Genomic DNA, 21,999 nt, shown 5'->3' on the forward strand with positions numbered 1-21,999 from the left:
GTAGGGTATGAGTTCTGAATTTGTGATCAGCATGGCTGAAAGTGGAGTGTGGACTGTTCTACTCGTGGCAGGACCGTTATTAATTATCGCTTTAGGACTCGGTTTGCTCGTCAGTATTTTCCAGGCCACGACGCAAATTCAAGAGCAGACATTGGCGTTTATCCCGAAAATTGTCGGAGTACTTGTCGCCTTGGTGATTTTTGGCCCGTGGATGCTGTCGTATATGACAAATTTTGCGTATCAGATTTTTAATAATCTGCATCGGTATATTGGCTAATGACTGAATTTTTATCACTATTACCTGCTTTTCTGCTTGTGTTTGTCCGCGTGCTGGCCTTTTTCACCGTCCTGCCGCTGTATGCCCATCGTACAGTACCGAATACGTTCAAAGTCGGCATTTCTTTGTTTCTTGCCTGGATCATGATTTTTACGATTGACGCACCGATGCTTGTGTTTGATGGCACTTATTTCTTACTTATTATTAAGGAAGTTCTTGTCGGCTTACTTGTCGGTCTGCTGGCGACGATCCTCCTCTATGCCATTCAGGTGGCCGGGGGGTTCATTGATTATAATATGGGCTTTTTAATTGCGAATATTGTCGACCCTCAGACGGGAGCGCAAAGTCCGCTTATCGGAGGGTATTTATATACATTTGCCTTATTATTTTTACTTGCGGTTAACGGTCATCATCTGCTGCTTGACGGCATTTATTACAGCTATCAATATGTACCGATGGAGCAGGCGTTTCTGCCGCTTGGCCAGGAGAACATCGTCTGGCATGCCGTGTCGACGTTTAATGCGATGTTTGTCATCGCCTTTCAAATGGCTTTTCCGATCGTCGGCTCGCTCTTTCTCGTCGATGTCGGGCTCGGGATGATTTCCAGAGCCGTTCCACAGATGAATGTCTTTGTCGTCGGTTTACCATTGAAGATACTCGTCGGGCTGCTGCTGCTGACGGTTTATATGGGAGCATTTATGATGGTCGTCCGGGGATTGTTTGATCAAGTAATCGTAGCAATGCGCACATTGCTCGCCATGCTGGGAGGAGCATAAGCATGATTAGGCTGAACCTGCAATTTTTTGCCGAAGAAAAAACGGAAAAAGCAACACCGAAAAAGCGGATGGATCAGCGGAAGAAAGGACAAGTCGCCAAAAGTACAGACGTCAATACGGCGATTATCCTGCTTTTGGTTTTCCTCTTTCTTTGGCTATTTGGCGGCATGCTTGGTCAAACGCTGATTAATTTATTGAAGCATACGTTTCAAACGTATTTGCTGATGGATATAACAGGATCGAGCTTCGGCAGCATCTTTTATGAATTGACGATGGAATCAGCGATGGTTTTATTGCCGATTATGCTGATTGCGCTGATTGCCGGAGTGGCGGCGAGCTATATACAGGTTGGCTTCCTCTTTGCGCCGGAAGCGGTCAAAATGAAGCTGTCGAAACTCGACCCGATTCAAGGGGCAAAACGGATTTTTTCCGTGCGCGCGCTTGTTGAATTTTTAAAATCAATGCTGAAAATCTCGTTCGTCGGCGTCGTGGTTTTCGTCATCATTTGGACAAGCCTAGAAGATATCATGCTCTTATCGCAAAAAAGTGTTGCTGACGGCTTCTATGTCGTGGCACAGTTAACCGCTACATTAGGGGTCGCAGTGGCGATTCTGCTCTTAATCCTGTCGGTGCCGGATTATCTGTATCAGCGCTACGATCATGAGAAGCAAATGAGAATGTCGAAGAAGGACATTAAGGATGAGCATAAAAATATGGAGGGCGATCCGAAAATCAAATCGAAGCGGAAGCAGAAGCAAATGGAGATGGCGATGCAGCGGATGATGCAGGAAGTCCCTAAAGCTGACGTCGTCATTACAAATCCGACTCACTTTGCGGTTGCGTTGCGCTATGATGAGACGAAATCAGATGCCCCGGTCGTCGTGGCAAAGGGTGTTGACTTTGTCGCTCAAAAAATAAAAGGGGTGGCGGCCAAGCACGAGGTTGTCACCGTGGAAAACAAGCCGTTGGCGCGGGCGCTTTACCAACAGGCCGACATCGGTCAGCAAGTTCCGGAAGAACTGTTTAAAGCTGTTGCCGAAGTGCTTGCCTATGTGTACCGTCTGAAAAACAAAAAAGCATAAAAAGCGAATATTTAACGTTGGATAAGAGAGACATCCAGTCAGGAATGAATTTATTTATGAAGGAGAGACCGTCGTGGGAGCAAGAGATCTATCTGTATTATTAGGTGTTATTTTAATTGTCGCCATGCTTATCATCCCATTGCCGCCGGCGATGCTGGATGTGTTAATCATCATCAATATCTCTCTTGCTCTTATTATTATTCTGGTGGCGATGAATACGCGCGAGCCTTTGCAATTTTCTATTTTTCCTACCTTGCTTTTACTCGTTACATTATTCCGATTAGGTCTGAACGTATCGACGACAAGATCGATTCTAGGAAATGCCGAGGCTGGAAATGTGATCGATACGTTCGGGAACTTTGTCGTCGGGGGAAATGCGCTCGTCGGCTTTGTCGTCTTTTTAATTTTGATCATCATCCAGTTTGTCGTGATTACTAAAGGGGCAGAGCGGGTGTCCGAGGTTGGGGCGCGCTTCACGCTAGATGCGATGCCAGGAAAGCAAATGAGTATTGATGCCGATCTGAACGCCGGGATGATTTCCGATGCTGAAGCGAAGGAAAGACGGGAAAAGATCGAGCGGGAAGCTGATTTTTACGGGGCGATGGACGGGGCGAGTAAATTCGTTAAAGGGGATGCGATCGCCGGTATCGTCATCGTGATTATTAATCTTATTTTCGGTCTTGTGATCGGAATGATGCAAATGGGGATGAGTTTAGGTGATTCGGCGAATACGTTCACGCTGCTTACGGTCGGGGACGGACTTGTCAGTCAGATTCCGGCGCTGTTAATTTCAACGGCAACCGGGATCGTCGTAACAAGAGCGGCATCCGAAGGAAGCTTGGGTCATGATATTACGAAGCAGATTTTCGCGTATCCGAAGATGCTCTATATTGCCGGGGGAACGATCTTCCTCTTAGGAGTCTTGACGCCGATCAACATGCTCCTGACGACGCCGATTGCCCTTATTTTAGTAATTGGCGGCTACCTGCTTTCGAAGCAGGAAACGAAGCTGTTGACGGAAGAAGCGAGTGAGGAGGAGGAAGACGAGACAGACGATATGAAATCGCCGGAGAGTGTCGTCAACCTCTTGCAAATTGATCCGATTGAATTTGAGTTCGGCTATGGATTAATCCCGCTAGCCGATGCGAATCAGGGCGGCGATTTACTTGACCGGGTCGTGATGATCCGGCGGCAAATGGCGCTTGAGCTCGGGATGATCGTGCCTGTGATCCGGATTCGTGACAACATCCAGCTGCAGCCGAACGAATATACGATTAAAATAAAAGGAAACGAAGTCGCGAAGGGAGAGCTGCTGCTTGACCATTATATGGCGATGAGTCCTGGGATTGAAGATGAATCCATTGTCGGTATTGAGACAATTGAGCCGGCGTTTGGACTTCCGGCATTGTGGATCGGGGAAGAGATGAAGGAGCAGGCGGAACTGGCGGGCTATACGGTCGTTGATCCGCCGTCGGTTGTTTCGACTCACTTGACTGAAGTGATTAAACGCCACGCTCATGAGCTTCTGGGACGACAGGAAACGAAACAGCTCGTCGATCATCTGAAGGAAACGTATCCGGCTCTTGTCGAGGAAGTGACGCCGAATACGGTCTCGATTGGTGACATCCAGAAAGTATTAACGAACCTGCTGAAGGAGAATATTTCGATTCGGAATTTGCCGATTATCTTTGAAACATTGGCTGATTATGGACAAATGACGAAGGATATGGATTTGGTTACTGAATATGTGCGCCAGTCATTATCCCGTCAAATCTCGAAGCAGGTGACGACTCCGGGTGAACCGCTCTATGTGATTACGTTAAGCGGGAGTGTGGAGAAGAATGTCGCTGAAGCGGTCCAGCAAACCGAGCACGGCAACTTTATTTCCATGGATCCGGCGCTTTCACAGCAAATTCTTGAGTCGGCCGCGACGGAAACCGACCGTCTCTCACAAATGGGACAAACGCCTGTTGTCCTTTGTTCTCCTGCTGTACGAATGTATGTTAGACAGATGTTTGAACGGTATTTGCCTCATGTTCCGATCCTGTCATACAATGAGCTTGAGGCTGATGTCGAGGTGCAAAGTGTAGGGGTGGTGAATGTTGAATGAAAGTAAAGAAGTATTTCGCAGCGACGATGCCGGAAGCGATGAAACGGATCCGCGGTGAATTAGGCGATGAGGCTGTTATCCTCCATTCCAAGGAAGTGAAAACAGGCGGAGTGTTCGGCCTGTTTGCGAAGAAACAGCTGGAGGTAGTCGCTGCGGTGGACCCGGGTCCGGCGAAAATTCGTAAGGAAGGACGGATTAAGACTGCCGCTCCGGTCACACCTCCCCCCGCACGGGTTAAGCCGGCCGAGCAGGAACGTCTTCTTAAGGAAATGAATCAGTTGAAAGCGATGATCGGTGAGCTGGCGACAAAAGAACAGGCCAATCAGAGCGAGGGTCATGAGTATCCTCGCCCGTTTCAGGCGGTTGAGGATCAGTTGAAAAAGCAGGGTGTTTCTAAGCAGATCCGTCTGCAACTGCTCAAGCACGCCTTAAAAGAGTGGTACGAGCAGCCCGAAGCAGAACGGACCGGGCTGGACGTGCAAAAGGAGCTTGGCCGTTACCTTGAGCATGAATTGGCCGGCGTACCGTTTGGCGGTCTTTCCTTTTCGAAGAAAATGATTAACATCGTTGGACCGACGGGTGTTGGAAAAACGACGACGATTGCCAAGCTTGCTGCCCATCTCCTCCTTAAAAAGCAAAAGAAAGTTGCGCTGATTACGACAGACACGTACCGGATTGCCGCGATTGAGCAAATTAAAACCTATGCGAAGATCTTAAATATCCCGCTGGAGGTAGCCTATTCGATTGACGACTTTTCACGGGCGGTCTCGCAATTTGAACAGTACGATTATATTTTGGTTGATTCAGCCGGGAGAAATTTTCGCAACCCGCTTTATATCGAGGAGCTGGCGAAGGTTATTGATTTTGAACAGCAGGCAGAGACTTTTCTCGTTCTTTCATTAACGGCAAAATATGAGGATATGAATGAGATCATCCACCAGTTTTCTTTACTTCAGATCGAAAAGGTGATTTTAACAAAGCAGGATGAAACAGCGAGCTTGGGAGCACTGCTCAATATTCCATTGGAGCATGGGAAAGGAATTGCTTATATTACGAACGGGCAAAACGTACCGGATGATATAATGGAAGCAACGGTTCCTTATGTGATCCGCTCTGTGCTAGGGGTGGATAAGCATGTATGACCAGGCTGAAAGCTTACGCAGGATGATGGATGCTCCGAATGCCGAGGCGAAGGTGATCGCCGTGGTCAGCGGCAAAGGAGGCGTTGGCAAGTCCAATATTAGTCTCAATTTCGCGATTTCGCTTGCGAAGAAGGGACAGCGTGTGGCGATTATAGACCTTGATATCGGGATGGCAAATGTCGATATTCTGATGGGGCTTTCGCCGCGCTATCATATTATGAATCTACTTGATTCCGAGCTGTCGATCTGGGATATTATCGAGCAGGGACCCGAAGGCATTGCCTATATTGGCGGCGGCTCGGGTTTCTCAAAGTTTGTCGAGCTGGACGATCGGAAAATGGAACGCTTTTTCTCTCAATTTGAAATAATCGGACAGCATTTTGATTATATTATTTTGGATATGGGAGCAGGGGCTACGAAAGACAGCATTCAGTTTATTCTGGCGGCGGATGACGTGCTAGTTGTGACGACGCCGGAACCGCCGGCGATGACCGATGCTTATGCGATGGTCAAGTATATTTACTTAAATGAGGGGAAGATGCCTCTTCATATTGTTGTCAATCGAGCCGATTCAGATAAAGAGGGAAAGCGAACGCTGGCCAGTTTTCAACGTGTCGCCAGCCAATTTTTGCAAAAAGAGCTGAACCCTTTAGGCTATATCCCGGCAGATCCGATCGTGCAAAAAGCTGTTAAAGCGCAGGTTCCGTTTGTCCTTTACAAAAAGGATGCCAAGGCCAGTTTGGCAATGGATAAACTGACGGCGCTTTATTTAGGAGAAACGACGAAGAAAGCTGCCGGTTTCAGTCAATTAATTTCAAGGGTTAAGCATCTTTTCAAGGAAAAGCAAGGTTAAGCGTCAAAGGAACAGCGCCAAAGGTTGAAAGCTTGCCGGGTTTGGCGGCGATTCGAAAAAGAGCTCGACGTACAGACGAGAAAATTTTGGAGAAAGTTAGGGATAAACGTGGAAAGGAAAATTCAAGTACTTGTCGTTGATGATTCTGCATTTATGCGGAAAGTAATCTCAGATATGCTTAATCAGGATCCGCGTATCCACGTTATTGGCACCGCTCGTAATGGGGAAGATGCACTTCGTAAACGGAAGCAGCTTCGCCCTGACGTCATGACTCTTGATGTGGAAATGCCGATTATGAATGGATTGGAAACATTAAAGCATGTAATGAATGACGACCCTTGCCCGGTCGTGATGATCAGCAGCACAACGAAGCAAGGGGCAGAAAATACGCTGTTGGCAATGGAATATGGCGCGGTTGACTTTGTCACGAAGCCTTCCGGCGCGATTTCACTTGATATTGACCGCGTTGAAAATGAAATCGTTGAAAAGGTGGTGTATGCGGCAAGGGCACGTCTCCGCCGCTCTTCACCGAAGCCGATTATTCAGCCGCGCGAAACCCAGTTTGCGACAAGGCAAAAACGGGCCTCGTCGTCTCCGGCTCGGCAAATGATCGCCATTGGAACGTCAACCGGAGGACCGAAAGCGCTGAAGGATGTTATTACGAAGCTTCCGGGCTCGTTGAAAGCGCCGGTTTTAATCGTCCAGCACATGCCGGCCGGCTTTACCCGTTCGCTGGCGGAACGTCTTGATTCACTGTCAGAAATAACGGTAAAAGAAGCGGAGAATGGTGATGTTTTACAAGACGGAATCGCGTATATTGCCCCGGGAGGCTATCATTTATCGGTCAGGGAACAGCATTCCTCCTATGTGATCGAGACTCATTTGGAGGAACCGAGGCGTGGGCACCGCCCGGCGGTTGATGTGATGTATGAATCGCTTGCGGCGATCGATGACATTGAAACGATTGCCGTGATTATGACGGGCATGGGCGCTGACGGCTCTGAAGGATTAATGAAGCTGAAGCAATCCGGCAGCTGTTACGCGATTGCCGAGGCGGAGGAATCATGCGTCGTCTTCGGAATGCCGAAGGTCGCAATCCGTACGAAATTAGTTGATGAGGTTGTTCATATTCAGGAAATTGCCGGCCGGATTATACGTCAAGTTCACTAAGAAAAAGGAAGGGGGATGACGATGGATTTTTTGCAACGGCTCAAGCCTTATCATCTTGATGTGTTAAAAGAGATCGGTAACATTGGCGCAGGTCATGCGGCGACTGCTTTGTCCCAGCTTTTGAACAAAACGATTGAAATGAGCGTGCCTGCGGTACGGATCGTTTCCTTTCAGGAGCTGCCAGAGCAGGTCGGAGGTGCTGAAACTGAAGTGGCGGCCATTTTTTTAAGAATTGAGGGAGAGGCTCCGGGAAGTCTGTTTTTCATCTCGAAAATTGAAGATATTGAAAAAATCGTACGTCAGCTGACGGGGATCACCTCTTTTCAACTGCAGTCCCCCCCTTATCATGAAGTTGGAATTTCGGCTTTTCAGGAGATCGGCAATATTTTGGCCGGCTCATATTTGTCATCGTTTTCAGATTTTACGAAATTGAGTTTGCAGCCGTCTGTACCAGGCTTCAGTGTCGACATGGCTGGGGCGATTTTAAGCTATGGTTTGATTGAGCTTTCACAGGTTGGCGATTCTGCAATCGTCATTGATACACAAATAAAAGAGCTTGATGGGGACGAAGAGCAAATGAAGGGTCACTTCTTTCTTTTACCAGATCCTGATTCATTTGAGGTGATTTTTTCGGTATTAGGGGTGGGAGAAAATGAGTAATGTCATTAAAGTTGGAATGGCGGAGTTAAATACGGTATGCCCCCCGGATACAATTCGTACCTCAGGGCTTGGTTCGTGTGTCGGACTTGTCTTATATGATGAAGTAAGGCTCGTGGCGGGCATGGCTCATGTGATGCTGCCAAGCTCGTCACTTTGCCGGCAGGATCGTCCTAATCCGGCGAAATATGCGGACACGGCTATTCCAGCGCTGCTACACTGCCTAGAAGTCGAGGGAGCGAGGACGTTCTCCCTGAAAGCGAAGCTGGCCGGCGGCGCGCAAATGTTTTCTTTCTCAACGGGAAATGACATGATGCGTATCGGGCCGCGAAATGTAGAAGCAATAAAGGAAAAACTCAATCAATTGCGAATTCCTATTATAGCGGAAGATGTAGGAGGAAGTAGCGGCCGGACAATCGAATTCGACCCACAATCGAAAAAGCTGCACATTCGTACAGTGAACCAAGGAATAAAGGAGATATAATCTTGTTTCATCCATTGCTTATTCATTTTATCGTAGCCTGCTTTTCCGGAATACTTGTTTTTGTTGCTTCTCTTACGACAAATCTGCTTTTGACCTCGTTTGTCCGTTTCTGTCTTGCATTTGTTGCCGGCTGGGTCCTTACATATGTGTTTCGTTTTTTATGGCAGCTTGCCTCTCGTGACGTTGGCGAAGAAGAAGCCGGGGAAGAAAGCGAGCCGCTGGAAGATCGTCAAGCAGCAAAGCCGGAGGAAAAGCAGACAGTAGAAGAAATCGATACTGAACAGGCATCGCAAATGATAAAAGACCTGCTGCGGTCCGAATAGAGAAGGAGGTAAGAGATGGCTGGAGGAGATTCAACAGAAGAAAAAAGACTTTGGAAACAGTGGTTCGAGGAACGAAGTCATGATGCTTGCGATGAACTGATCCGCCGCTACTTGCCGCTTGTTCATTACCATGTTCAGCGAATTTCAGTCGGATTGCCGCGCAGTGTGCAAAAAGATGATTTGATCAGTCACGGGTTGATGGGACTGTATGACGCACTTGAAAAATTTAATCCGGAACGCGATCTGAAATTTGATACATACGCTTCCTTTCGGGTCAGGGGAGCGATCATCGATGGATTGCGGAAAGAGGATTGGCTTTCGAGAACGATGCGGGAAAAAATTAAGAAAATTGATGCCGCGACCGAAATGCTAGAGCAACGCTACGGCCGGAATGTGACGAGTGAAGAAGTGGCGACTGAGCTTGAGATGGACAGTCAGGAGGTTGAACAGCTGATTGCTGAACAGCTTGCCTCCCACCGCCTCTCGATTTATGAGCCGACTCAGGAGGACGAGCGAAATGAAACCTACGCTTCTGTCATTGAGGATAAACAAACGAAAACCCCTGAAGAGCATGCGATGGAGCTCGCGACAAAGCAGGAGCTTGCGAGGCTGATCGAAGGTCTATCAGAGAAGGAACAGCTCGTGATCAGCCTGTTCTATTTTGAAGAATTGACATTGACGGAGATTGGGCAGATCTTACAGCTCTCGACCTCACGTATTTCACAAATCCATTCCAAATCGATCTTTCGGCTGCAGCAGGCGATGAGACCGGAAAGAGAGAAACGGGCTCGCTCATTCGACGAATAAACTAAGGGAATGATGTTATGATTGAATTAGGGGAGTTCTATGAAGTAGTCATATCACCAGATAAAATGGAAGCTTCTATTATTCAGCAATCAAAATTACCCGATGACGAGCACCCTACAGTTGAGGAACTAAAGCAGTTTATTAACGAAAAGGGAATTACATTTGGAATTGATGAGAAAGCTGTGGAGAAAGTCGTGAAGCTTTCCAGCAAGCAGCAACAGGTCATTGCGACCGGGAAACCGCCGGAGCACGGCAGTCATGCTTATTTGGATCTTGTGGCCTATTCCAGTGTGGATCCTTCTCTGATGGAGCCGGAAAGCGACAGGGTGGATTTAAAGGACATTCTTTATATTCCGACGATCCGCGCCGGGGACAAAATTGCAGTAAAGGTCGCTGCTACTGAAGGGGTGGACGGAACAAATGTCCTTGGTCAGAAGGTAGCGGCTAAACCAGGACGTGATTTCACTTTACGAAAAGGGAAGAACACGCGGCTTGATGAAAAGAATCAAACGCTTTACTCGCTTGTTGATGGTCAGATCAGTATGGATAAGTATACGGTTCATGTCCTGCCGACTTACGAAGTGAATGACGATATTAGCATGAAGACGGGAAACATCTCCTTTGTCGGGAATGTAACGGTGCGTGGCGGTGTCCCGGCCGGATTTGAAGTGAAGGCAGGCGGTGACATCCGGATTGGCGGAACCGTAGAGGGAGCCAAGCTTGAAGCCGGCGGGTCGATTTATATCGGTGCCGGTGTAGTCGGACAAAATCGCAGCTTCATTTCGGCGGCAGGCGATCTTGAGACCACCTTTATCAATCAAGGTCATGTTGAGGTCGGCGGTGACATTATCGTCAAGCAGACCATTCTTCACAGCACCTGCTCCGCAGCGGGAAGCATTATTTGCCTGACGGGAAAAGGCACAATTGTCGGCGGTTCCCTTTCCGCATTGAAAAGCATTCAGGCAAAAGAAATCGGCAATAGCATGCAAACGAAAACCTCCTTATTTATTGGCGTTCATGAAAAGATCCTGCAGCAACAGCAGAAGACAGAGAGAGAGTTAGAGAAAGCGCAGGATGAATTCACCAAGCTGGCGAAGCTGCTCAAGAATTACCTTGAAAAAGAACGGGTAAACGGTCCGTTAACCGGAAAGGACAAGCTGTCGAAGCTGAAGGCGCTCCATGCTTTTCAAACAGTGAAGCAGTCGATTGAGCTGCTGACAGAAAAGCAGCAGGAGCTGCTAAGTGAGGCGCAGTCAAAGGACGGCTTTATTCAGGCGGAAAACGTAATTCATCCCAACGTCGATGTTCATTTTGGCAAATATAAACGAAATTTGATGTCCATCTATCGTTACCCGTATATTTCGTTGGTTGACTCTGAAATCGTGATAACGACTAAGTAGTTCCGGAAAAACGTGCGAAAGTGAGGGGAAAAAGGTGAGTGTCCGTCCAATTGAAGTGCAAGGTTCGATTCCGCAATCACAAAAAGCCGGCAAACTCCAGGACCAGTTGCAGCAGCGTGGCCAAGTAAGCCAGGAACTGCTGACTCAGCAGCAAAAGGATGAGGAACTGCAAAAGCGGCGACAGGTCAATGAGGCAAGTGATTCCGAGCAAGCCAGGTTTCATCACGATGGCGAAGCCGGGGGGCAGGATCAGGAGTCGCAGCAGCGGTCGAAAAAGCAGGAGGAAAAACAGCCTGAAGCGAAACACCCTTACAAGGGTAAATTTATTGATTTTTCAGGGTAAGAGAGGGAAGAGATGACGACGACGTTATTAATCATTAGTTTACTCCTGCACGGGGTAACGTTTCTGTGGATTTTAACATTGATGAAACGTAATTCAATCGCCGAGCACACCATTGAAGACAGTGAACAGCTCAAGCAGGAAATTGAAGACATTTTGCTCGCCTATACAGCCGAAATGAAGGAAGAAAATGAGCGGCTACTGGCGCAACTCCGGCAAAAGCAGACTGAAGCGCCGAAAAACGAAAGCGCTGTCGAAAGCCAGGCTTCCGTTGCGAACGCCGCCAAAGAAACCGTCCAGACTGAGAAAGAGCCGCCGTCACCATCCGGATACGAGGATTATCAGCCGCCCCCGGTTGACGACGGTGAAGAGGTCTCCTTTGAACAATCCGACACGGCGAGGGTGCTGTTACTCGCTAAACAGGGGAAAAGCGCCGAAGAAATTGCCCGCACATTGAACGTCGGTAAGGGCGAAGTTGAACTGTTGTTAAAATTTTACCGCTGATCGGGGAAACTACTTGCAACGCATAAAGTGATATGATATATTAATCAACGGTGTTAATCACACACGTTTTCTAATTTGTTCAAGGGTGCTGATTGATTGATCAGTGTTGGACAAAGATGAGGAAAGCGGAGGAAAAAAAACCAAAATTGAAGGAGGTGTTTGATGTGGCAGTAATCTCCATGAAGCAATTGCTTGAAGCAGGGGTACACTTCGGTCACCAGACTCGTCGCTGGAACCCAAAAATGGATCGCTACATCTTCACAGAACGTAACGGTATTTACATTATCGACTTGCAAAAGACGGTAAAGAAAGTTGAGGAAGCGTACAACTTTGTGCGTGACTTGGCTGCTGACGGAGGGAAAATTCTATTCGTCGGTACGAAAAAGCAGGCGCAGGACTCAGTTAAAGATGAAGCTGAGCGTTGCGGCATGTACTTCATTAACCAACGCTGGTTAGGTGGTACGCTAACAAACTTCGAAACGATTCAAAAGCGTATTAATCGTCTGAAGAGCTTGGAAAAAATGCAAGAAGACGGTACATTCGATGTTCTTCCTAAGAAAGAAGTTATTCTTCTTAAGAAGGAAATGGATCGTCTTGAAAAGTTCTTGGGCGGTATTAAAGATATGCAAGGTGTACCAGATGCACTGTTTGTCATCGATCCGCGCAAAGAGCGCATCGCGATTGCGGAAGCTCACAAGCTGAACATTCCGATCGTAGCGATTGTTGATACGAACTGTGATCCGGACGAAATTGACTATGTCATTCCTGGAAATGATGATGCGATCCGTGCGGTTAAGCTTTTAACCGGCAAAATGGCGGATGCCGTCATCGAAGCAACTTCTGCTGAAGAGGAAGTACAAGCAGCGGAAGAAGAAGAGGAAGAAACAACAACAGCTTAATTTCATTTACTTAAAGGGTGGTAAAGGGGGTTACCCTTTACCACTTTTTTTGAAACAGGGCTGGGCATAACTAATATGTTTACCTGAATGTCGAACTTTAAAAATAGGCAACGGCACGCTCATTACTTAAAGGCTGCTAAAAAGGGAACCCATACTTTTTCAGCAGGACGAGGAGGCTCACCAGCTTCCCGCAGAAAGCGGAGTTCTATTTCAGGAGCGGCGGATTACCCTCTTTTCATTTGTTCGGATAGTCGTATAGGTAAATACTTTTGACCCTATCCACTTTTTTTGAAACGATTTGTCTCTAATAAGGGACAAAGCCCCAGTAGCGACGTTTGCGTACGGAATAATGCGTACATACTGATATTTCAAGGAGGCGTTTTTGATGGCTGTAACAGCAAGCATGGTAAAAGAATTACGTGAAAAAACTGGCGCTGGTATGATGGATTGTAAAAAGGCATTAACTGAAACCGGCGGAGATATGGAAAAGGCAGTTGACTTCCTGCGCGAAAAAGGAATGGCAAGTGCGGCCAAGAAAGCAGATCGCGTAGCGGCAGAGGGTCTTGCTCTCGTGAAGACAGAAGGAAACAAAGCGGTAATCGTTGAAGTGAACTCTGAAACAGATTTCGTTGCTAAAAATGAAAACTTCCAAAAATTAGTTGACGAGCTAGCTGGCCATGTTTTAACAAATGCACCGGCTTCCGTTGAAGAAGCGCTTGGACAAAGCTTCAAAGATGGCCAAACAGTTCAGGATTATATCAGCTCCTCTATCGCGAAAATCGGCGAGAAGATTTCTTTGCGCCGTTTTGAAATCGTTGAAAAGCAGGATGGCGATGTATTTGGCGAGTACTTGCACATGGGCGGACGGATCGGCGTCTTAACAGTGATTGGCAACTCCCAGGACGGAGAATTAGCGAAGGATATTGCGATGCATGTGGCGGCGATCAAGCCCACCTATGTTTCCCGTGATGAAGTGGCAGCGGAAGAAGTTGAGCGCGAGCGCGAAGTTCTTAAGCAGCAGGCTCTTAACGAAGGAAAGCCGGAAAATATCGTTGAGAAAATGGTGGAAGGCCGTCTAAGCAAATTCTTTGAACAAGTATGTCTTCTCGATCAGCCGTTTGTCAAAGATGGCGATCATAAAGTTGGAAAGTATGTCCAAAGCAAAGGGGCAGAAGTAAAAAGCTTTATCCGTTATGAAGTAGGAGAAGGAATGGAGAAGCGTGAAGATAACTTTGCTGAGGAAGTAATGTCTCAAGTGAAGAAGTAATGAGTGGGGGAGCGGCATTAACGCTCCTTACATAACATGGAAGTTGGGCAATGGTTCTGATGAACGGCAGCTAAAAAGCAATCCACTCTGCTTCTCGCCGGTAAAACTATGCGCAGGCTCCATTCACTGCTTCAGGGTTGTGCTCAAAAGGTAAAAAACAACCTTTTGGGACAGCCCTTTTTTCAAAAGTCAAGAAAGTAAAACATGTGTGCGGGTAATTCGAAGGGCGACGGCTCCGCGCGTTACACGCTTGACTGAAAAAAGTCCGCTTTCAATCAAGCAGATAAGATCGTAGCGGCTCCGCGCCTCACTATTAAAGAAAAGCCGCGTATCGGTTTTCTTATTGCTAACTTCATGCCATGACGGAGGTTTTCATGAAAACATATAAAAGGGTTGTACTTAAATTAAGCGGAGAAGCACTAGCTGGTGCGCAAGGGTATGGAATTGATCCAACTGTGATTCAATCAGTAGCGAGACAAGTGAAAGAAATCGTAGAATTAGAGGTAGAAGTCGCTGTAGTCGTAGGCGGAGGCAACATTTGGCGTGGAATGGCAGGAAGTGCAAAGGGAATGGACCGGGCAACAGCGGACTATATGGGGATGCTGGCGACTGTAATGAATTCCTTAGCACTGCAGGATAGCCTGGAAGACATAGGTGTTCAAACAAGGGTTCAATCTTCGATTGAAATGCGGCAGGTTGCTGAACCGTATATCCGCCGCAAAGCGATTCGTCATTTGGAAAAGAAACGTGTTGTTATCTTTGCAGCGGGTACAGGTAACCCTTATTTCTCAACAGATACGACAGCGGCATTGCGCGCTGCTGAAATTGAAGCAGAGGTCATTCTGATGGCGAAAAACAATGTCGATGGCGTATACAGCGCCGATCCATCGGTTGATCAAAATGCGAAGAAATACAGTTCGATTTCTTACATGGATGTGTTGAAAGAAGGGCTGGCTGTCATGGATACGACCGCTTCTTCACTTTGTATGGATAACGACATTCCGCTGATTGTCTTTTCAATCATGGAAGAAGGAAATATTAAGCGAGCCGTCCTTGGCGAAGAAATCGGAACAATTGTAAGGGGGAATTCATAATGTCAACAGAAGTGATGAAAGACGCTCAGGAAAGAATGGAAAAAGCGATCGATGCGTTAAATCGTGAATTAGCAAAGCTTCGTGCCGGACGGGCAAACCCGGCGCTGCTTGATCGTGTGACCGTGGAGTATTACGGAGCAGAGACACCGTTGAACCAGCTGGCAACGATTACGGTACCGGAAGCAAGATTATTGTCGATTCAGCCGTTTGACAAGTCGTCGATCAATGATATTGAACGGGCGATTCAAAAGGCTGACCTCGGACTTACGCCATCAAATGACGGCACGGTTATTCGAATTTCGATCCCGCCATTAACGGAAGAAAGACGTAAAGAACTGGCGAAGCTCGTCAAGCGCGCTGCTGAAGATGCCAAAGTCGCGATCCGCAACGTGCGCCGCGACGCCAATGATGAATTGAAGAAACAGCAAAAGGACGGCGAGATGACAGAAGATGAGCTGCGCCGCCTGACTGATGAAGTGCAGAAGTTGACTGATAAACAGATTGCTCAAGCAGATGTAGCAGCGGAGAAGAAAGAAAAAGAAATCATGGAAGTGTAAGCCAATACCATGTAAAATAGACGTAGTAAAAGACCCTCTTTATTATAGGGGGTTTTTTACACTTTCTTACTTGTTAGGCGAAAGACCTGCTGCTACATAGATGGAGGGCGTATACATGCTTGAAAAATTTACGAAATGGAAGTCTTCTCTATCCTCGCAAGAAGGAACGGAGAATATTGAATTGGTCAATATCCCTAAGCATATCGCCATAATAATGGATGGAAATGGCCGGTGGGCGCAGCAAAAAGGCTTGCCGCGAATTGCCGGTCATCGAGAAGGTATGAAGGTTATTAATAAAATTGTCCGCAGAGCAAATGAGCTTGGTGTCGAAGTCTTAACATTATACGCATTTTCAACGGAAAATTGGAAGCGCCCGAAAACAGAAGTCGATTATTTAATGAAGCTTCCAGAACGATTTCTTGGCATGGAACTGCCAAAGCTAAAGGAAGAAAATGTGAAAGTGCGTTTAATGGGAAGTCCGGAAGATTTACCTGACCATACAAAAAAAGCGGTTTATCATGCCGTGGAAGAGACAAAACATAATAATGGTCTTATTTTAAATTTTGCCTTGAATTATGGAAGCCGCTTCGAAATGATCGAAGCGATTAAGAAAATCACAAAACAGATAGAAGAAGGAAGCTTACGCTCTGAAGAAATCACCGATGAATTATTTGAGCAGCACCTGATGACGGCGGAATTATCCGACCCGGATTTGCTGATTCGAACGAGCGGGGAAATACGGCTGAGTAACTTTATGCTATGGCAGCTTGCCTACAGCGAATTCTGGTTCACGGATGTACTCTGGCCGGACTTTAACGAACAGCACTTTACCGAAGCAATTGCCGTCTATCAAAAAAGAGCAAGAAGGTATGGGGGCGTTTAAAAGGGGGCAACGAATGTGAGAGAAAGAATTGTGACGGGTCTAATCGGGGGCGCCCTTTTTGTTGGTATGGTTCTAATCGGGGGCTGGATCTTTGCTTTGTTTATTTCAATCGTCGCCTCCATCGCCATGATCGAGCTGCTGAAAATGAAGAAAATCGCTCCGCTTTCCTTAATGGGAGTCCTGAGCTTACTTTCCATGTGGCTGTTGCTTGTGCCGACAAACTGGTTCGAAGTCATTATCCCTTCTTACTTTACAAAGGTCGAAATCTTTGTCTTTATGATTTTAGTTTTGCTAATGTTTACGGTTATTACAAAAAACTCATTTACATTTGATCAAGTCGGCTTTGTCATTCTCTCCTCCGTCTATGTGGGCTTCGGCTTTCATTATTTAATCATGACAAGAGACATTCCGGATTATGGCATGCTGCTTGTTTTTTATGTGCTGTTTATTATTTGGACAACTGATTCAGGGGCTTACTTTGTTGGACGAAAATGGGGAAAAAAGAAGCTGTGGCCGGATATCAGCCCGAAGAAAACGATTGAAGGCTCCATCGGTGGTGTGGTTGCCGCCGTTATTGTCGGCTCGGTATTTTATGCGGTTGTGCCGATCTTTTCAAGCTATCTCGTTGCTTTGTTTGTCATTATCGTTGCTTCGATTTTTGGACAACTTGGTGATTTAGTGGAGTCGGCGCTGAAAAGGCATTATGCGGTAAAAGATTCGGGCAACGTCCTCCCCGGACATGGCGGTATCCTTGATCGTTTTGACAGCTTGATTTATGTGATGCCGATTTTGCATCTGCTTCACCTAATCTAGCGCGAAAACAAAAAAAGACAAGTATAATTCAAATAGTAGGTGAGTATGTTGAAATTAATAAGTTTATTAGGGGCCACCGGCTCAATCGGCACGCAAACGCTTGATGTCGTCCGGCATCATCGTGAAGAATTCAAGATTGTGGCGATGTCGACAGGAAAAAATATTGACCTCGCCTGCGAGCAAGCCCGTGAATTTAAGCCGAAGCTGTTATCCGTCCAGTCAAAGGATGATTACGAAAAGGCGCGCCACAACGTCCCGGCAGAAACGAAGGTTGTTTACGGAGATGAAGGTTTGTTGGAAGTCGCGACGTATCCTGAAAGTGCGATCCTTGTTAATGCGGTGCTTGGCAGCGTAGGACTTGTTCCAACGCTGGCGGCGATCGAGGCCGGTAAAACGATTGCGATTGCCAATAAGGAAACGCTCGTCACCGCCGGGCACATTGTTACTGCCGCAGCGAAAGCACATCAGGTTTCCCTGCTACCGGTTGACAGTGAGCATTCGGCTATATTTCAGGCGTTAAATGGAGAAAATAAACGGGAGATCGAGAAGCTAATTTTAACTGCTTCCGGTGGCAGCTTCCGCGATCTATCAAGAGACGAGCTCAAGGAAGTAACGGTAGAGCAGGCTCTCAACCATCCTAATTGGTCGATGGGCGCCAAAATCACAATTGATTCTGCTACAATGATGAATAAGGGACTGGAAGTGATTGAAGCGTATTGGCTTTTTGACATCCCTTATGAGAGGATAGAAGTTGTTCTACATAAAGAAAGCATCATTCATTCAATGGTCGAATTTGTTGATCATAGTGTGATAGCTCAGCTTGGAACGCCGGATATGCGCGTCCCGATTCAATATGCGTTAACGTATCCGAAGCGTCTTGCCGGTCAATCGGAGGAACGCTTAAACCTGGCCGAGGTTGGCAAGCTTCATTTTTCCCAGTTGGATATGGAGCGCTTTCGCTGTATGGCGCTTGCTTACGAAGCGGGGCGCATCGGCGGGACGATGCCGACGGTGTTGAACGCCGCTAATGAAGTGGCTGTTGCCTTATTCCTTGATAAGCAGCTTTCCTTTTTAGGGATTGAGTCCGTCATCGAACAGGCACTCGAACGACACGATGTCATCGCAGCACCGACTCTTGAAGAAATTAAAGCTGTAGATGAGGAAACACGGGCTTTTATCCGCTCAACCGTAAATTAAGAAAGGTGGAACGTCAGCCATGAATACGTTGCTATCTGTCATTATTATATTTGGCCTGCTTGTGTTCATTCATGAATGGGGGCATCTCTATTTTGCCAAGCGTGCCGGAATCCTGTGCCGTGAGTTTGCAATTGGATTTGGGCCGAAAATCTACTCGTTTAAAAAAGGGGAAACCGTCTATACGATCCGCCTCCTTCCGATTGGCGGGTTCGTCCGAATGGCGGGGGAGGACCCTGAAATTGTCGAGATTAAGCCAGGCTATGAAATTGGACTTGTTTTTAACCGATCCAATCGCGTAAGTGAACTGATTATTAACAATAAATCAAAGCATCCCGAAGCCCATGTCGTTCAGGTGGAAAAAATCGATTTAGAACATGACCTGATTGTGGAAGCTTATAACGATGAAGGGGTGCGGATGCAGTATCAAATTGATCCGAAAGCCCATCTGATCAAGGATGAACAGGCGACGCAAATCGCTCCATGGAATCGTCAATTTGGTTCGAAAACAGTGGGGCAGCGCGCGCTGGCGATCTTTGCCGGACCGATGATGAACTTTGTCCTTGCTGTTGGGATTTTAATTGCGTTCGCCCTGCTACAGGGAATGCCGATTGACGAGCCGCGCATCGGCGAGGTGACGGAAAATAGCGCCGCAGCTGATGCCGGCCTGCAAGAAGGGGATCAGGTTGTCTCGATTGATGGTCAGCCGCTTGATACATGGGTGGAAATGACAGAAATTATTCAACAGCATCCGAACGAGGCGATTACGTTTGAAGTGGAACGAAATGGCGAGCTGCTTTCGCTGCCGGTCACGCCACAGGAGCGTGTTGGACAGTTTGGTGATGCGGAAGGATTTGTCGGCATTGCCCGGCCGACTGAATTCAATCTTCTCGGTTCGATTGCCTTTGGTTTTACGCAAACCTATACATTTATGACGATGATTTTTGAAGTGCTCGGCATGATCGTCACCGGCCAGTTTTCGCTGGATTACGTCGCCGGTCCTGTCGGTATTTACAATTATACCGGGGAAGCAGCTGCGATGGGGATCTTTGTTCTCATGCAGTGGGCGGCTGCTTTAAGTGTCAACTTGGGTATTATTAACCTGCTGCCGATCCCGGCCATGGATGGCGGGCGTTTAATCTTTATCGGACTGGAAGCATTACGCGGCAAGCCGATTGATCCGCAAAAGGAAGGACTCGTCCACTTCGTCGGCTTCGCTTTGCTCATGCTCCTGATGATCGTCGTCACCTGGAACGACATCAACAAATTCTTTATGTAAGAGGTTTGAAAAGTGAGCAGGAAAGCGAACTTTCTTTCCTGCTCACTTTGTGTAGAGCGGAACCGCCGCTAAAAGCCGCCACGATCTTTTACAGTCTGATGAGAGTGGATTTCTCACAACGGACTTGTGGCGGGCGAAGCCATTGCTGGTTTAAAAGTGAGTAGGAAAGTGAACTTTCTTTCCTACTCACTTTGTGTAGAACGGAGCCGCGGTGGAATGGAAATGCTATGACGCTTTTCTGATCTGTGTTACTATATAAACAATTGAGATTGAAGTGGGAAAGGATTTAAGCGAATGAGACAACGTACTTTTTTAGCACCTACCTTACGGGATGTACCCGCTGACGCGGAAATTAAGAGCCACCAGCTTATGTTACGTGCTGGTTTAATCCGGCAAACGGCATCAGGGATATACTCTTATCTGCCATTAGGCAAAAAAGTATTACGAAAAGTGGAAGAAATTATTCGTGAAGAAATGAATGAAGCCGGTGGGCAAGAGGTGCTTCTTCCGGCAATTCAGCCAGCTGAATTATGGGAGGAGTCCGGCCGTTTGCACGCATACGGTCCTGAATTGATGAGGTTGAAGGATCGCCATGAGCGCGATTTTGTACTGGGCGCGACACATGAAGAAGTCATTACCGCTCTTGTCCGCGATGAGCTTCAGTCGTACAAGAAGCTGCCTGTCAACTTGTACCAGATTCAGACGAAATACCGCGACGAACGGCGCCCGCGCTTTGGCGTACTGCGTTCAAGAGAATTTATTATGAAGGATGCCTATTCGTTTGACACGTCAAAGGAAGGTCTTGACGAGAGCTATCAGGCAATGTACAAAGCGTATCAAAACATTTTCACCCGCTGCGCGCTCAATTTCCGCGCTGTGGAGGCCGATTCAGGAGCAATCGGTGGAACCGATACACATGAGTTTATGGTGTTAAGTGAAATAGGTGAGGATACGATTGCCTACTCCGATCAGTCTGATTTTGCCGCCAACATTGAAATCGCGCCGGTCGTGACGACATATGCGAAATCAAACGAGTCTGTAAAGGAAAAGGAGCTTGTCGATACGGTCAACATCCGCACGATTGAGGAAGTGGCGGACTTCTTCAAGGTAAGCTCCGGTCAAACGATCAAATCGCTGCTTTTTATCGCCGATGAAGAGCCTGTACTCGTTCTCGTTCGCGGTGATCATGAAGTAAATGAAATAAAAGTAAAAAATGTCCTCGATAAAGACAGTGTCGAGCTGGCTTCGGCAGAAGAAACAGTGCGCCTGTTAAACTGTGAAACAGGATACATCGGGCCGATCAACCTGCCTGCCGAAGTTACCGTAATTGCCGACCACGCGGTTGAGGCTGTCGTTAACGGCATTTGCGGGGCAAATGAAAAGGACAAGCACTACAAGAATGTCAACCCGGGCCGTGACTTTACGGCGACATACGCCGATTTGCGCCTGATCCAGGAGGGCGACCCTTCTCCTTGTGGCAATGGGACGATCCAGTTTGCGATGGGAATTGAAGTCGGTCATGTCTTTAAGCTCGGCACGAAATATAGTGAAGCGCTTGGAGCGACGTACCTCGATGAAAATGGCAAAACGCAGTCGATGATTATGGGCTGTTATGGGATAGGTGTTTCACGAACGGTGGCGGCTATCGTCGAGCAGCATCATGATGAAAACGGAATTGTCTGGCCGCCAGCAGTCGCGCCGTTTGATCTCCATCTCGTGACGATTAACGTGAAGGATGAGGCACAAAAAGAGCTGGGCGAGCAGCTTTATCAAACATTGAAGCAGCTTGGCTACGACGTCCTTTTTGATGACCGTCCAGAACGCGCCGGCGTGAAATTCAAGGATTCCGATTTAATCGGTTTGCCTATCCGGATTGCTGTTGGAAAGAAAGCAGCCGAAGACATCGTTGAAGTGAAGGTCCGTAAGACAGGGGAAATGATTGAAGCAGAGGTGGCAAAGCTTCCGCATGTACTTGAAGAAATGATCGCGAAGCTGAACAACTAGCCCGCTTCCTTATAAAAAAGCAAAAGACTGACTCGAAGTTATTTCTACGACGAGATTCAGTCTTTTCTTAAGAGTAAAGCCGGA

General features: G+C 47.3%; 23 protein-coding genes. All 23 read left to right on the top strand.

The genetic code is table 11. The annotated features are described in order from the left end of the window. The first annotated feature begins 7 nt into the window (after positions 1–7). The 23 genes from fliQ to M3212_RS01645 all read left to right on the top strand — a co-directional run bounded on the left by fliQ (position 8) and on the right by M3212_RS01645 (position 21,915). Positions 8–277 carry a flagellar biosynthesis protein FliQ gene (gene fliQ / locus M3212_RS01535; RefSeq protein ID WP_251192161.1) on the top strand — a complete coding sequence of 90 codons (270 nt, stop codon included), beginning with the start codon at positions 8–10 and terminating at the stop codon, positions 275–277. Further along, entirely contained in the window at positions 277–1,053 is a 777-nt protein-coding gene (gene fliR, locus M3212_RS01540) for a flagellar biosynthetic protein FliR (RefSeq protein ID WP_251192162.1), read from the top strand. Before fliQ ends, fliR begins: the two co-directional genes overlap by 1 nt. A gap of 2 nt (positions 1,054–1,055) precedes the next feature. Next, positions 1,056–2,135 carry a flagellar biosynthesis protein FlhB gene (gene flhB / locus M3212_RS01545; protein WP_285873910.1) on the top strand — a complete coding sequence of 360 codons (1,080 nt, stop codon included), beginning with the start codon at positions 1,056–1,058 and terminating at the stop codon, positions 2,133–2,135. A gap of 73 nt (positions 2,136–2,208) precedes the next feature. Beyond that, positions 2,209–4,245, top strand: a complete 2,037-nt coding sequence (flhA, locus tag M3212_RS01550) for a flagellar biosynthesis protein FlhA (protein WP_251192163.1) — start codon at positions 2,209–2,211, stop codon at positions 4,243–4,245. Beyond that, entirely contained in the window at positions 4,242–5,387 is a 1,146-nt protein-coding gene (flhF, locus tag M3212_RS01555; protein ID WP_251192164.1) for a flagellar biosynthesis protein FlhF, read from the top strand. The genes flhA and flhF overlap by 4 nt, the downstream gene beginning before the upstream one ends. Then, the gene (locus tag M3212_RS01560) at positions 5,380–6,240 is read left to right on the top strand and encodes a MinD/ParA family protein (RefSeq protein ID WP_251192165.1); all 861 of its coding nucleotides are present in this window, start codon (positions 5,380–5,382) and stop codon (positions 6,238–6,240) included. The genes flhF and M3212_RS01560 overlap by 8 nt, the downstream gene beginning before the upstream one ends. Before the next feature lie 108 nt (positions 6,241–6,348). Then, positions 6,349–7,410, top strand: a complete 1,062-nt coding sequence (locus tag M3212_RS01565) for a protein-glutamate methylesterase/protein-glutamine glutaminase (RefSeq protein WP_349774161.1) — start codon at positions 6,349–6,351, stop codon at positions 7,408–7,410. Between the two features lie 21 nt (positions 7,411–7,431). Beyond that, a complete protein-coding gene (locus M3212_RS01570; RefSeq protein WP_251192166.1) occupies positions 7,432–8,070 on the top strand; it encodes a chemotaxis protein CheC in 639 nt (212 codons plus the stop codon). Next, positions 8,063–8,551: a chemotaxis protein CheD gene (locus M3212_RS01575; RefSeq protein ID WP_251192167.1), complete on the top strand. Its 489-nt coding sequence runs from the start codon at positions 8,063–8,065 to the stop codon at positions 8,549–8,551. Before M3212_RS01570 ends, M3212_RS01575 begins: the two co-directional genes overlap by 8 nt. 2 nt (positions 8,552–8,553) lie before the next feature. Further along, a complete protein-coding gene (locus M3212_RS01580; protein WP_251192168.1) occupies positions 8,554–8,874 on the top strand; it encodes a hypothetical protein in 321 nt (106 codons plus the stop codon). 15 nt (positions 8,875–8,889) lie between these two features. Next, positions 8,890–9,681 (top strand): FliA/WhiG family RNA polymerase sigma factor, encoded by a 792-nt coding sequence (locus tag M3212_RS01585; RefSeq protein WP_251192169.1) that lies wholly within the window; start codon positions 8,890–8,892, stop codon positions 9,679–9,681. A gap of 17 nt (positions 9,682–9,698) precedes the next feature. Then, the gene (locus M3212_RS01590) at positions 9,699–11,081 is read left to right on the top strand and encodes a DUF342 domain-containing protein (protein WP_251192170.1); all 1,383 of its coding nucleotides are present in this window, start codon (positions 9,699–9,701) and stop codon (positions 11,079–11,081) included. Between the two features lie 34 nt (positions 11,082–11,115). Continuing rightward, a complete protein-coding gene (locus M3212_RS01595) occupies positions 11,116–11,424 on the top strand; it encodes a hypothetical protein (protein ID WP_251192171.1) in 309 nt (102 codons plus the stop codon). A gap of 12 nt (positions 11,425–11,436) precedes the next feature. Continuing rightward, positions 11,437–11,925: a DUF6115 domain-containing protein gene (locus tag M3212_RS01600; protein ID WP_251192172.1), complete on the top strand. Its 489-nt coding sequence runs from the start codon at positions 11,437–11,439 to the stop codon at positions 11,923–11,925. Positions 11,926–12,089: 164 nt separating this feature from the next. Further along, complete coding sequence (gene rpsB / locus M3212_RS01605; RefSeq protein WP_251192173.1) at positions 12,090–12,824, top strand: 30S ribosomal protein S2; 735 nt, start codon at positions 12,090–12,092, stop codon at positions 12,822–12,824. Positions 12,825–13,209: 385 nt separating this feature from the next. Next, positions 13,210–14,091 (top strand): translation elongation factor Ts, encoded by an 882-nt coding sequence (tsf, locus tag M3212_RS01610; RefSeq protein ID WP_251192174.1) that lies wholly within the window; start codon positions 13,210–13,212, stop codon positions 14,089–14,091. A gap of 374 nt (positions 14,092–14,465) precedes the next feature. Further along, positions 14,466–15,185 (top strand): UMP kinase, encoded by a 720-nt coding sequence (pyrH, locus tag M3212_RS01615; protein WP_251192175.1) that lies wholly within the window; start codon positions 14,466–14,468, stop codon positions 15,183–15,185. Continuing rightward, a complete protein-coding gene (gene frr / locus M3212_RS01620; protein WP_251192176.1) occupies positions 15,185–15,742 on the top strand; it encodes a ribosome recycling factor in 558 nt (185 codons plus the stop codon). The genes pyrH and frr overlap by 1 nt, the downstream gene beginning before the upstream one ends. 115 nt (positions 15,743–15,857) lie before the next feature. Continuing rightward, positions 15,858–16,625 (top strand): isoprenyl transferase, encoded by a 768-nt coding sequence (locus M3212_RS01625; protein ID WP_251192177.1) that lies wholly within the window; start codon positions 15,858–15,860, stop codon positions 16,623–16,625. Between the two features lie 15 nt (positions 16,626–16,640). Then, entirely contained in the window at positions 16,641–17,438 is a 798-nt protein-coding gene (locus M3212_RS01630) for a phosphatidate cytidylyltransferase (RefSeq protein ID WP_251192178.1), read from the top strand. A gap of 48 nt (positions 17,439–17,486) precedes the next feature. After that, a complete protein-coding gene (dxr, locus tag M3212_RS01635; protein WP_251192247.1) occupies positions 17,487–18,635 on the top strand; it encodes a 1-deoxy-D-xylulose-5-phosphate reductoisomerase in 1,149 nt (382 codons plus the stop codon). A 19-nt stretch (positions 18,636–18,654) separates the two neighbouring features. Then, complete coding sequence (gene rseP / locus M3212_RS01640; RefSeq protein WP_251192179.1) at positions 18,655–19,911, top strand: RIP metalloprotease RseP; 1,257 nt, start codon at positions 18,655–18,657, stop codon at positions 19,909–19,911. A 294-nt stretch (positions 19,912–20,205) separates the two neighbouring features. Further along, a complete protein-coding gene (locus tag M3212_RS01645) occupies positions 20,206–21,915 on the top strand; it encodes a proline--tRNA ligase (protein ID WP_251192180.1) in 1,710 nt (569 codons plus the stop codon). The last annotated feature ends 84 nt before the right edge of the window (positions 21,916–21,999 follow it).

This window comes from Halalkalibacter oceani (genome assembly GCF_023715705.1).
In the GTDB taxonomy this organism is placed as follows: domain Bacteria; phylum Bacillota; class Bacilli; order Bacillales; family Bacillaceae_D; genus Halalkalibacter; species Halalkalibacter oceani_A.